Annotated in this window: 9 protein-coding genes; 4 read left to right on the top strand and 5 right to left on the bottom strand. The window is 37.0% G+C overall.

Annotation, left to right across the window (positions count from 1 at the left end; genetic code table 11):
* Nucleotides 1-68 precede the first annotated feature (68 nt).
* The 4 genes from FC56_RS07635 to FC56_RS07620 all read right to left on the bottom strand — a co-directional run bounded on the left by FC56_RS07635 (nucleotide 69) and on the right by FC56_RS07620 (nucleotide 3,958).
* Nucleotides 69-620 (bottom strand): NADPH-dependent FMN reductase, encoded by a 552-nt coding sequence (locus FC56_RS07635; protein ID WP_056978777.1) that lies wholly within the window; start codon nucleotides 618-620, stop codon nucleotides 69-71.
* A gap of 147 nt (nucleotides 621-767) precedes the next feature.
* The gene (locus FC56_RS07630) at nucleotides 768-974 is read right to left on the bottom strand and encodes a cold-shock protein (RefSeq protein WP_054671346.1); all 207 of its coding nucleotides are present in this window, start codon (nucleotides 972-974) and stop codon (nucleotides 768-770) included.
* Nucleotides 975-1,266: 292 nt separating this feature from the next.
* Nucleotides 1,267-3,327, bottom strand: a complete 2,061-nt coding sequence (locus tag FC56_RS07625; protein WP_056978775.1) for an ATP-dependent Clp protease ATP-binding subunit — start codon at nucleotides 3,325-3,327, stop codon at nucleotides 1,267-1,269.
* Nucleotides 3,328-3,538: 211 nt separating this feature from the next.
* Nucleotides 3,539-3,958 (bottom strand): OsmC family protein, encoded by a 420-nt coding sequence (locus FC56_RS07620; protein WP_056978773.1) that lies wholly within the window; start codon nucleotides 3,956-3,958, stop codon nucleotides 3,539-3,541.
* A gap of 245 nt (nucleotides 3,959-4,203) precedes the next feature.
* Between FC56_RS07620 and FC56_RS07615 the strand changes: the two genes are divergently transcribed.
* From FC56_RS07615 to FC56_RS07600, 4 genes are all read left to right on the top strand, one after another.
* Complete coding sequence (locus FC56_RS07615; protein WP_225425426.1) at nucleotides 4,204-7,086, top strand: type I restriction endonuclease subunit R; 2,883 nt, start codon at nucleotides 4,204-4,206, stop codon at nucleotides 7,084-7,086.
* A gap of 12 nt (nucleotides 7,087-7,098) precedes the next feature.
* Nucleotides 7,099-8,691 (top strand): type I restriction-modification system subunit M, encoded by a 1,593-nt coding sequence (locus FC56_RS07610; RefSeq protein ID WP_056978771.1) that lies wholly within the window; start codon nucleotides 7,099-7,101, stop codon nucleotides 8,689-8,691.
* On the top strand, nucleotides 8,691-9,842 hold the full coding sequence (locus FC56_RS07605) for a restriction endonuclease subunit S (protein WP_056978769.1): 1,152 nt from the start codon (nucleotides 8,691-8,693) through the stop codon (nucleotides 9,840-9,842). Before FC56_RS07610 ends, FC56_RS07605 begins: the two co-directional genes overlap by 1 nt.
* 126 nt (nucleotides 9,843-9,968) lie before the next feature.
* Nucleotides 9,969-10,889: a site-specific integrase gene (locus tag FC56_RS07600; RefSeq protein ID WP_056978768.1), complete on the top strand. Its 921-nt coding sequence runs from the start codon at nucleotides 9,969-9,971 to the stop codon at nucleotides 10,887-10,889.
* A 595-nt stretch (nucleotides 10,890-11,484) separates the two neighbouring features.
* Here FC56_RS07600 and FC56_RS07595 read toward each other — a convergent pair.
* Nucleotides 11,485-12,330 (bottom strand): helix-turn-helix transcriptional regulator, encoded by an 846-nt coding sequence (locus FC56_RS07595; RefSeq protein ID WP_054670372.1) that lies wholly within the window; start codon nucleotides 12,328-12,330, stop codon nucleotides 11,485-11,487.
* Between the last annotated feature and the right edge of the window lie 102 nt (nucleotides 12,331-12,432).

Raw genomic sequence — 12,432 nt, 5'->3', positions numbered from 1 at the left:
AGGTTGAGAATATTGTAAATTTGATAATAAAAAAGAACTAATCTCGAGTAAGATTAGTTCTTTTAACTTTATTTGTTGTTTTTGTTAATTAGATCTACGAAAGCATCTGCAATTGACTTGAAGTAACTTAATTCACGTTGTTCAGTGACTTCACCATCTGCATCTAAAATGTTTGTTACGCCGCCAATGTAAGCTTCTGGTTGTTGAACAACTGGCATGTTCAAGAAGACAAGTGATTGACGAAGAGCCATGTTGGCACCGAAACCACCGATAGCACCAGGAGAAACGCTCAATACAAGGGCTGGCTTCATGTCCCAAACACTAGAACCCATTGGACGAGAACCAACGTCAATAGCGTTTTTAAGGCCACCAGGAATAGAACGGTTATATTCGGGGGTAGCAAAGATTACGGCGTCTACATCATTCATTTGAGCCCGGAAGTTTTCCCATGAAGCAGGAACCTTACCTGGTTGATCTAAATCTTCATTGTAAAGATCTAAATTGATGTCGATGATAGATACGTTATAGTCGCTAGGCAAGAAGCTGGCAACTGATTGGGCGATTTTTTTGGTGAAAGAGCCTTCACGTAGACTCCCAACGATAATTCCAACATTAGTCATGAACTGATGCCTCCAATTACTTACTTTTTATTAGTTAAACCATGTTTATATTATACGCTTATTACTTTTCAAAAAGCAAGAATTTAGTTTAAAAAATAAAAAAAGAACCTGGCAAATACCAGATTCTTTTGGAAAGTTAATTAAAAATTAGCCTTCTTCTACAACAGTAACGTTAGCAGCTTGTGGGCCACGGTCGCTGTCTTCAACGTCAAGGGTAACTTTTTGACCTTCGTCTAATGACTTGAAGCCGTCTTTGTTGATAGCTGAGAAGTGAACAAATACGTCACCATCGTCAGTAGTAATGAAGCCATAACCTTTATCAGCGTTGAACCATTTAACAGTACCTTGTTTCATAATAATGAAACCTCCTTGCGCTAAGCGCGATCTAATATAATGCATCTTAACTAGTTGAACACGATTAAGGAGTTATTTCATAAAGCTATAAAACAAGTACCTTAAAAAGCGAAACTCTAAAACACATTGACCATAATATACCAACAACTGGGGGGAATGTCAAACGACTTTACTCCATGAAAATCGTTTTAACTAAAATAAAGTTGAATTAAATTCAAAAAAGACCAGAGAAACCGGGAAGGCAACTCTGATCTTTATGTTATCGCTTTATTTTTTTAGATAGAAAGTTAAATTATTTGGCAGGTTCAACTACGACCTTGCCGTCCTTAACAGCTACCTTGTATTCCTTAACTTCAGGATTTTCCAAGTAGACGTTAGTCAATGGGTCGGTAATTTCTTTAGTAATTACCCGGTGCATAGGACGAGCTCCCATTTGTTCGTTGTAGCCTAATTCTACTAATTTACTCTTAGCATCATTAGTAACGGTAAAGGAAATGCCCTTAGCCTTGTTGACCATCTTATTAAGATCATTAAGCATGAGGTCTAAGATCTTCAAAATATTATCTTTTGAAAGAGCTTCGAATTGGATGATATCATCGATTCGGTTCAAAAATTCAATTCTAAAGAATGGCTTGAGACGTTCGATTACATCAGGTTGTTCTTTGATGTTATCTTGGCCAGCGTTACTGGTCATGATAATAACTGTGTTGCTAAAATCAACGGTTTTACCTTGCGCATCGGTTAAACGACCGTCGTCTAAGATTTGAAGTAACAAGTTTAAAACGTCTGGATGAGCCTTTTCAATTTCATCCATTAAGATCAAACTGTATGGATGACGCCGAACAGCTTCAGTCAATCGGCCACCTTCACCGTAACCCACGTAGCCGGGAGCTGAACCGATTAATTTGCTTGCGCTAATCTTATCCATGTATTCAGACATATCGAACCGAATCATGGAATCTTCAGTTCCAAACAATTCTTTGGCTAAAGCTTTAGCAGTTTGAGTTTTACCAACTCCGGTAGGGCCAACGAAGAGGAAACTACCAATAGGGCGGTTACCTTGAGTAAAGCCGACCCGGCTACGCTTGATAGCTGCAGAAATAGCGTCGATAGCTTTATTTTGGCCAATAACTTCGGCTTTCATGTCCTTGTCTAAGTTCTTTAATTGGCTAACTTCGTCTTCGTCAACGCTAGTAACAGGAACTCCAGTGATTTTTTCAACTACTGCTTGAATGTTAGCTGCAGTAACATCTGGCGTTTCTACCTTTTTACCATCATCGATATCTTCAATTTGTTGATTAATTTTACCAATGCGGTCTTTAAGTTGAGCGGCCTTTTCAAAATCTTCAGCTTGAGAAGCTTCGTTCTTTTGTTTTTCAAGATTTTCAGCTTGTTGTTGTAAGGTAGCTTTGTCCTTGGAAAGGTGAGAAGTCATGGCCACTTTAGCACCGGCTTGATCAATCAAATCAATTGCCTTATCAGGATTCATCCGGTCTTGGATGTAACGATTACCTAATGAAACGGCAGCCTTCAAAGCATCAGGAGTGTAGTGAACGTGGTGATACTTTTCGTATTTAGGAGCTAAGCCTTCCAAAATTTGGATGGTGTTTTCTTCGTTAGGCTCGTTAACCGTAATTGGTTGGAAACGTCGAGCCAAAGCTTGATCCTTTTCAATATCACGGAATTCAGCGTTAGTAGTGGCACCGATTAATTGGAATTCACCACGAGCTAGTTTAGGTTTCAAAATGTTACCAGCATCCATCTTATCACCTTCGCCGGTAGAACCAGCACCAACGATTTGGTGAATTTCGTCAATAAAGAGAATGATGTCACTGTTTTCTGAAACTTCGTCGATCAATTGTTTCATCCGTTCTTCAAATTGGCCCCGGACACCGGTACCTTGAACTAAGGAAACAACGTCAATGGAGATGATGCGCTTGTTTAAGAGTTTTTCAGAAACGTCACCGTCGACAATTTTTTGAGCCAATCCTTCAACGACGGCGGTCTTACCAACCCCGGCTTCCCCAATTAAAACGGGGTTATTCTTACTTCGACGACTCAAGACTTCTTCCATTTGTTCAATTTCGTTGTCTCGACCAATTACGGGATCTAAATCCCCGTCTTTAGCCAATTGAGTCATATCTGTTCCATACTCATCGAGCAGAGGGCGTTTGCTCTTAGATTGTTGTGGTTGCTGGCCGCCTTGTTCAGCCTGCATTTGTTTTAATTGTTCAGGGCTCACTGGTTGCCCGTTAATAGTCATTCGACCGTTGCCAGCGTTCATAGCGTTCCGGAAGAATGGATCGTTTAAAATATCGTCTAAGTTGTTAAAGCCAAACATATCGTTATTCATGTAATAATTCCTCCCTTAAAACGAGTGATTTTAAAATTAAAGACTAAAATATTTTTTCTTTCAACACTCTTATACTATCATTATTTTGTAATGACTACAAATGATACGCTCAAGAGAATTCTGTTGATGGTTGTTGATATAACAACGTTTTTAAAATGTCGTATTAAAAAAGTTAGCACACGGTAACATAGAGTGCTAACAGATAAAGTTATTAATCTAGGATTTCAATTTCGATTGGAATCGCTGCTTTTAAAGTGTTGTGAACGGTACAAATATGAATGGCGCGGTTAATTAAATTGGTTTGCTGTTCCGGCTCTAAATTAGTGTGACAAGTGATTTTAACTGAAATATTTACGATCTTTGATGATTTATCAGGGTAGATCTCCATTTCACCGAGGGTATCAACATTGAACAGCTTGATTTCAACGTTGGGATCCTTATCAGCAACGCTCCGAATACTTGCTCCTAGACAAGAACCTAGGGATCCTAAGAGGTACTGAACGGGAGATGGACCGGCATCTGTGCCGTGCTGAGACAATGGTTCATCTGCTAAATACTGGTGAGTCCCCGCCTGATTAATGGTTTGGCGGCCAACGGATTTGAGCTTGGTATGAGTGATAAATCTTGCCATGGTAATCCCTCCAAATAATAGTTGTTATTGTAAGTTTAGCGCAGATTGTGAGGGACAGATATTAATTTGCTTATGAGAGAATGGTTTTCATTAAAAATGATTATAATAAAAGGGTAAGAGTTCTATTAAAGAATAGGTAAGAACTAAAGAGATTAAAGACGCCAGCAATATTGCTGGCGTTTTTTAATATTCAGTAATTTGATATACTAATGACAGATATGAAGGACTCAAAAGAGGTGAGCCAAGTGGCTAAAGAAGTGGAATCTGAAGCACAATTAGAAGATCGATTTATGCAACAGTTAGCAAAGCAAGGCTATCAAACAATTCAAATTGATAAAGAAGCTGACTTAATCAATCATTTTCGGAGGATTTTAAATCAACGTAATCAGGTTAACTTAAAAGATGAAGAATTAACCGATACGGAATTTAGTCGGGTAATGAATGAATTAGTTGGTTCTAAAACGTTGTTTGAAATTGCTCAATTATTGCGGGGATCTGATATTCAACCAGCGGGTAAGATTAGCATCCAACGTGATGATGGTTCGAACGTTTATTTAGAATTCTTTGATGGACGAGTAGTTGAAAATAACATTTTTGAAGTGACTCATCAAGTAACCGTTAATGCTAGATATACTAATCGGTATGACGTTACGATTTTGGTGAATGGATTGCCGTTAGTTCAGGTAGAATTAAAACGCCGGGGCGGGGACTTCGAAGAAGCTTTCCACCAAATCATTCGGTATAGAAATGATTCTTTTAGAAATCTTTATCGTTTCGTCCAAATTTTTGTAGTTTCTGACGGTGTTGATACTAGATACTTCGCTAATGGTGATGGTAATTTAAATGCTAATTTTATGTTTTATTGGACTGATGAAGAAAATAATTGGTTAAATGATATTACTGATTTCACCGCTTCATTTTTGAGTAAATCTAGGTTACATAGCATGATTAGTAAGTACACCGTTTTTGATCATAGTAATGACAGTATTATGATTATGCGACCCTATCAAGTTTACGCAGTGGAGGCCATTGTTAATCAGGCTCAAAATCATCCTGATAAAAATGGTTATGTATGGCACACAACTGGTTCAGGAAAAACCATTACGGCTTTTAAAGCCAGCCAGATTTTGACTAGGGAAACAGATGCAGAAAAAGTTATTTTCCTAATCGATCGTTCTGATTTGGATATCCAAACGGCTAAGAATTTTAATGCCTATTCAGCCCAGTCAACTACAAATGAACCTGCAATTGATCAAACCAATAGTACCGCTAGTTTGGTGCGGCAGTTGCAGGCTAGCGATACACCCCTAATTATTTCTACCATTCAAAAAATGAATACAGCGGTGAAAGAAGATTCTAGCTATCGTAAATTACTAACGGAGTTTCACGATAAACACGTTATTTTTATTGAAGACGAAGCTCATCGGAGTCAATTTGGTGATATGCGTAAAAACATTAATCAGTGGTTTGCTAATTCGCAACATTTTGGGTTTACTGGAACCCCTATTTTTGCAGAAAATGTAGGTCAAGATGGTCGTACTACCGAATCGCTGTACGACGAAGAATTACATCACTACCTTATTAAAGACGCCATTCGTGATCATAACGTTTTAGGATTTAGCGTACAATACATTAATACCTTAAAAGGGAAAGCTGATTTTTCAGCTGAAGAAATTAATGAGAAAGTGGCTAAAATCAATACGGCTGAAGTATTTGAAGCTGATGAACGGATTCAACTAGTGACTAAACACATCTTAATGAATCATGGGCAACTTACCAAAAATGGTCATTATAACGCTATTTTTACGGTTCCTAGTACGGAAATAGCTTTAAAGTACTACCAGGCATTTAAGCAACTAGATCCTAATCATGAGTTGAAAGTTACCACCATTTTTACTTGGGTCGCTAACGAAGAAAATGCAGTGGAAAAACAAGATCAAGCAATTAAATCATCTCGATTGGGCTTAGATCAAGTGATTGCTGATTATAACGAACAGTATGGAACGGAATTTAGTACTGATACGTTTTCTGAATATTTTGCTGATGTTTCTAAACGGATGAAAGAACATAATGATCAATCACCTGACAGCAATATTGATATTTTAATTGTGGTTAATATGTTCTTAACTGGGTTTGATTCTAAGCGGTTAGCCACTTTGTATGTAGATAAAAACTTGCAGTATCAAGGGTTGATCCAAGCATTTTCACGGACTAACCGGGTAGAAACAGATTCTAAACCCAGCGGGAATATTGTTAGCTATCGAAATCTTAAGGCTGCTACGGATCAAGCAGTAACCCTTTATTCTGCTGGTTCTAAAGAGGATTTTTACGTTAAAAGTTACGATGAACTGGCAGCGGAACTGCGTCCAGCAATTGCTACTTTAGTAACTATTACTCCAGATGCAAAGGCAGTGGATGAATTATTTAATCAAGGAGATTCAGCCATTAAGACCTTTGTATTAGCCTTTCGAGAAGTATTACGTATTCATAATAAGATCAGAGTCTATGAAGATTTTAAGTGGGATAATTTTGCTGCAGATGGTCTTAATGCCCAGTTAATGGCTGATTTTCAAAGTAAATATGTGGATGCCTATCGTTACTTGCAACGCAATAGAGAACAGCCAGAGGCAGCCTCTATTTTGGAAGATATTAACTTTGAAATTGAATTGCTAGAAACTGATCGAATTGATGTTGATTATATTATTAACTTGGTCAAAGCGATCGATTTAGATTCTCAAGCTAATCGTCAATCTGATAGTAAGCGGATCAAACAAATGCTTAACGATACTAATGATCTGAAGTTAAGATCTAAGGCTGATTTGATTGCTGCCTTCTTGGATTCAGTTGTGCCTAATTTGCCAGATAATGCTAATGTGGGCGATGAATTAAACCAATTCTTGGCTCAACGCCGCAAATTAGAAGTAAATGATTTTGCTGAAGAAAATAAGTTGCCGGCCCAATTAATTAATAGTGAAATTGATGATTATGATTTTTACGGTCATACTAACCCCAGAAGGGTAACAGAAGAGTTGAATAAAGCGGGCTATGGTTTTAAGGAAAAAGTTTCATTATCAAAAAAAATAAAGAGTTTCGTGTTGCAAACCGTTGAGCGGTTCACGATGTCGTAGGAGAAAAGAATTATGTCAGAAACACACACTCAGCAAGCTCAACAGCAGGCTGAATTACAAAAACGCTTGTGGAGTATTGCCAATGATTTACGGGGCAATATGGATGCGAGCGAATTTCGGAATTATATTTTAGGATTAATTTTTTACCGCTTCTTATCCCAAAGAGAAGATGATGTGGCTGCTGAACAGTTAGCCAACGACGGGATAACATTTGAAGAAGCCTATGCTGATGAAGATATGAGAGATATGTTGCAAGATGCAATTACCAATATTTTAGGTTTTTTCATTAGTCCGGATAATTTATTTTCTAGCTTAGTGGCGGATATTCAAGCAGGCCATTTCGATGTGGAAAAATTGGCTAATGCGGTTAATGAATTGGAAAATTCCACAATTGGTAAGGAATCTGAAACTGATTTTCGGGGCTTATTCGAAGATTTAGACTTAAACTCATCTAGATTAGGCTCTACCGTGGCTCAGCGAAGTGATTTAATTGCCAAAGTGATGTTGAATTTAGCTGATTTGGACTTTGGTGAAGGTAAAGCTGAGATTGATGTTTTGGGGGATGCTTACGAATATTTGATCGGTCAATTTGCTTCTACTGCTGGTAAAAAGGCTGGTGAATTCTATACCCCGCAACAAGTCTCCAAATTATTGTCCAGGTTAGTAACGTTAGATAGACCTGAAATTAAAAGTGTGTATGATCCTACGATGGGATCTGGTTCTCTGTTATTGCAAGTAGGTAATTACGCTCGCGTTGGAAACTACTACGGGCAGGAATTGAACGGCACGACATTTAACCTGGCTCGGATGAACATGTTGATGCACGGCATCAATTTTAGCCGTTTTGAAATGAAGCAAGGCGATACATTAGAAGACGATAAGTTTGCCGGTCAACGATTTGATGCGGTGGTGGCTAACCCACCATATTCGGCTAAATGGAGTACAGATGGCAAGTTAGACGATGAACGGTTCCGAAAATACGGGAAAACTGCGCCTAAATCTAAGGCTGATTTTGCCTTTGTAGAGCACATGCTATTCCACTTGAATGATGACGGCAGGATGGCAGTAGTTTTACCACATGGAGTACTTTTCCGCGGGGCTGCCGAAGGAGTGATTCGCCGCTTCATGATTGAACGCGATAATGTGCTGGACGGCGTAATTGGATTACCAGCTAACTTATTTTATGGAACGTCAATTCCAACGGTAGTCTTAGTATTTAAGAAACAACGTACTATTGATGATATTTTCTTTATCGATGCCTCTAATGACTTTGAGAAGGGAAAAAACCAAAATAATTTAACGGACGAACAAGTGGATAAGATTGTGGAAACTTACCAACAACGAGCTGATGTGGATAAGTATGCCCATGTTGCAACCCTTGATGAAATTAAGGAAAACGACTTTAATTTAAATATTCCGCGCTATGTAGATACGTTTGAAGAGGAACCACCGGTTGATGTGGATAAATTAGTGGCTGATATCCAAACTACTAATCAAGAAATCGCTGAACAGGAAACAGAATTTACCAGTATGCTAGCTGAACTGGTCGGTCAAGACCCTGACGCTCAACAGCAGCTTGAGAAGTTAAAGGAGCTGTTTAAGTAATGGATGAAAAAATGACGCCTAGAATTAGGTTTAAGGGATTTAAGGATGACTGGGAACGGCGTAAGACAAAAGAATTATGTGATATTTCTACTGGCAAAGGTAATACTCAAGATAAAGTTGAAGATGGTAAATATCCATTTTATGTTCGTTCTGTGACAATTGAACGAAGTAATGAATATCTTTATGACCAAGAAGCTGTTTTGACAGTTGGAGATGGTGTTGGTACAGGAAAAGTTTTTCATTATGTAAATGGTAAGTATAACTTGCATCAACGTGTATATAGGATGTTTAACTTTAATCATGGAGTATCGGCGAAATATTTTTATCACTATTTTTCAAAGAATTTTTATCGTCGTGTAATGTCAATGACAGCAAAAACATCAGTTGATAGTGTTCGAATGGAAATGATTGCTGATATGAAAATTAAATTTCCAAGTCCAGCAGAACAGGAAACAATAGTGTCTGTTTTAGATGGATTAGACGGCACTATCACTCTTCATCAAAAGAAGCTTGATAACCTACAAATGTTGAAGAAACTTTTGATGCAAAAAATATTCGATCAAGAGTGGAGGTTCAAAGGCTTCACTGACCCTTGGGAACAGCGTAAACTTACGGACGTTGGAGATATAGCACGTGGAAAGTCAAAACATCGCCCAAGAAATGATAAAAAATTATTTGGTGGCAAGTATCCGTTCGTTCAAACTGGCGATGTTGCTAGCGCTGGATTGTTTCTTACGAATTATTCTCAAACATACAACGATTTTGGTTTGGCACAAAGCAAACTTTGGCCGTCTGGAACGCTATTAATTACTATAGCTGCCAACATAGCAGAGACAAGCATTTTGGGCATCGATGCTGCCTTTCCAGACAGCGTTATTGGATTCACAGCTAAAAACTCCGATGTCGTGTTTATAAAGACATTAATTGATAAATTTAGCAATGGTTTAAAGCGCAAAGCTGAAACTAGTTCACAAGCAAATTTGAATTTAGCAAAATTGTCTGATCTTGATATAGTCGTTCCAAACTATGACGAACAAAAGCAAATCAGCTCATTTTTTCAAAACTTAGACAACCTTATCGCTTCCAACCAACAACACTTAGATCAACTCAAAACACTTAAAAAGTATTTAATGCAAAATATGTTTGTTTAATTTGAACTAGCTGTCGCATCCAACCAGCGAAAGCTTCTTCAAATTAGCTAAACTAGTTTATATCCTGTAATAATTAATTAGGATCTCAAAATGAGATTCTAATTTTTTTATTTGGAGGGAACATCGATGGAACAGTCACCCAAGTTACACGAATATTTTGCTGAATGGATGCAACTGTATAAGCGAGACGCGGTGCAACCAATTACGTATCAAAAATACGAAATGACGCACCGTCAATTATGCCGATTAGCCCCAGATATTAGAATGAGCCAAATGTCGAGATTGACTTATCAGAAAATATTAAATGAATATGCTAAAACTCATGAACGACAGACAGTTATGGATTTTCACCGACATGTCAGAAGTGCGTTGATGGATGCGTTAGAAGAACGCATTATTGAACGAGATCCAACTAGAAAAGCTGTGTTGAAGGGAATTAAGCATCGTAAACATAAAACCAAATTTTTACACCAACATGAAGTTCAATCACTTTTGAACGTTTTAACCTTAAACGAAGGCGTTAATTGGGATTATTTTATTTTGTTGATTAGTAAAACCGGATTAAGATTTGCGGAGGCATTAGGGGTCACCCCAGAAGATTTTGATTTTGCTAGACAAAATTTGAAAATAGATAAAACTTGGAATTACAAGGCCGAGAAGAGCGGATTTGCACCTACTAAGAACCATGCTTCGGTTAGAAATGTTCAATTAGATTGGCAAACTGTCATTCAATTTTCTCAGTTAACCAAAGGAATGCCACCCCATCAACCAATATTTGTACAAAATACTAAAGTTTATAATGATACCGTAAATCATTACCTAGAAAGATTGTGTAGAAGGGCGGAAATTCCTGTTATTTCAGTGCATGGATTGCGCCATACACATGCTTCACTATTACTGTATTCGGGAGTAAGTATCGCTTCAGTTGCCCATAGATTGGGGCATTCCAACATGAACACAACCCAACAAACGTATTTGCATATAATTCAGGAATTAGAGAATCAGGATAATGATAAAGTTATGAAACATTTAGCTAGTCTTGTATAAATACGATAAAAAGACGTTTTTTAAGCTCAGAAAACGTCTTTTTTGCTGGAGCTGGTTGGAAGCGATAAGGACATCGAGAGTTTGGAAGAGAGAACCGATTTTTTCTTGTTCTTTATTTTTGGAAGGAATTAAAAATAAGGTACTGGAAACTTTCTTCCAATCTGATCTAGGCATTTTAGTACCAGAAGTATCGTTAGCAACTTTTTGGTAATCATTAGATTGAATTAATGTATATAAAAATTCAGGTACAATTTCTTTAGCTTCTAATACCCAAAAATCTCCTAAAGCAATTCCAGTAAAATTTGAAAATAGCCAATTTTTTAAATATGGACGTAATTTTCCATATAAAACATTTTCTGGGAAAAAGATTATTCCTTTTCTATTGTCCTTTTTATTTTTTATATTTTTATTTAATCTTCCTTCTCCAGAGATAATATCTTCAAATTCTAATTTAGGCAGTTCATATGAGTTTGATGTTTTATTTAATCTAGTTACAATATCAAAGAACTTACGCCGTTCCCAAGTAATTCCATAAATTCTTTAAGTTCTACTTAATAGATAGTTGAAATGATATACGGTTACTTAATTAAAGTTGTTATGTTTGATATAGTTTGCGATAAGCGGACGGGGTTTGTCCCGCTCGTTGCTTGAAGTAACGGTTAAAAGTAGAGGGGGACTGATATCCTAAAGTTAACGCAATATCCGCAACGGAACGGTTAGTTATTTCTAATAGTTTTTGGGCTTCACTCATGCGAATAAAACGGACTTCTTCAGTGAAAGTTTTGTGGAATAATTGGCGCGTTAATCTAGAGAAGTAGTTGGGATCGTACTCAAAATGCAAAGCCGCTTTAGTTAGATTCACGGTTGCTAAGTTCGCTACTATGTAGTTTAAAATAATACCGAATTGAATGGATCGAGATGATTTTTTTAAATCATATTCTAAAAAATTAGACTCAATCATTGCAATAGCGTCAATGCCGTACCTAGATAGTTCTGTTAGTAATAAGCTCATTAAGGTACTTTCTTGGTATTTTAAGAAATTATCTTGAGGTTGAATAGTTGTTAATGTCTTAATTTGGTTAAGATAATTAACGCATATTTGATAATTAAATCGCCGAAAAACAATGTGTGCATCCGTTTGAGAGCAGGTCATAGAAGTAACTAATTCGTTAGGTCCACATTCTATACCACAAGCGATAGGAACAAAAAATAAACTAACGTAAAAAGCTTGCTGATCTATAGGCATTAAATTAATTGGTTGTTTATAGCGTAAAAGAACTATATCTTGTTGCTTCAAATGAAAATTATGTTGATCAATTTGTAAGATACAATCAGTTTTACATATCAATAGTGCAGAAGACGGATGTAAATCAGGTGTTGCTTGCGATAATGCTACTAAGTCTAAGGTTAATGAGTGGTTTTGATGATAATTATAAATCAAAATTAGTCCTCCAAATATGTAAATGTATATTTAGCTTATCATAATAATAGATAGTTATGGATTATTAGTTGGATTAATTTGGCTTATAAAGGGGTGTTAATC

The organism is Lentilactobacillus senioris DSM 24302 = JCM 17472 (assembly GCF_001436555.1).
Lineage (GTDB): Bacteria > Bacillota > Bacilli > Lactobacillales > Lactobacillaceae > Lentilactobacillus > Lentilactobacillus senioris.
The sequence above is the reverse complement of the archived record's forward strand: the minus strand, read 5'-3'. Positions and strand labels throughout refer to the sequence as shown.

Bases quoted from the DNA above. Each gene is read 5' to 3' on its own strand.
- FC56_RS07635 (WP_056978777.1), bottom strand. From the start codon at position 620: ATGACTAATGTTGGAATTATCGTTGGGAGTCTACGTGAAGGCTCTTTC.
- FC56_RS07630 (WP_054671346.1), bottom strand. From the start codon at position 974: ATGAAACAAGGTACTGTTAAATGGTTCAACGCTGATAAAGGTTATGGC.
- FC56_RS07625 (WP_056978775.1), bottom strand. From the start codon at position 3,327: ATGAATAACGATATGTTTGGCTTTAACAACTTAGACGATATTTTAAAC.
- FC56_RS07620 (WP_056978773.1), bottom strand. From the start codon at position 3,958: ATGGCAAGATTTATCACTCATACCAAGCTCAAATCCGTTGGCCGCCAA.
- FC56_RS07610 (WP_056978771.1), top strand. From the start codon at position 7,099: ATGTCAGAAACACACACTCAGCAAGCTCAACAGCAGGCTGAATTACAA.
- FC56_RS07605 (WP_056978769.1), top strand. From the start codon at position 8,691: ATGGATGAAAAAATGACGCCTAGAATTAGGTTTAAGGGATTTAAGGAT.
- FC56_RS07600 (WP_056978768.1), top strand. From the start codon at position 9,969: ATGGAACAGTCACCCAAGTTACACGAATATTTTGCTGAATGGATGCAA.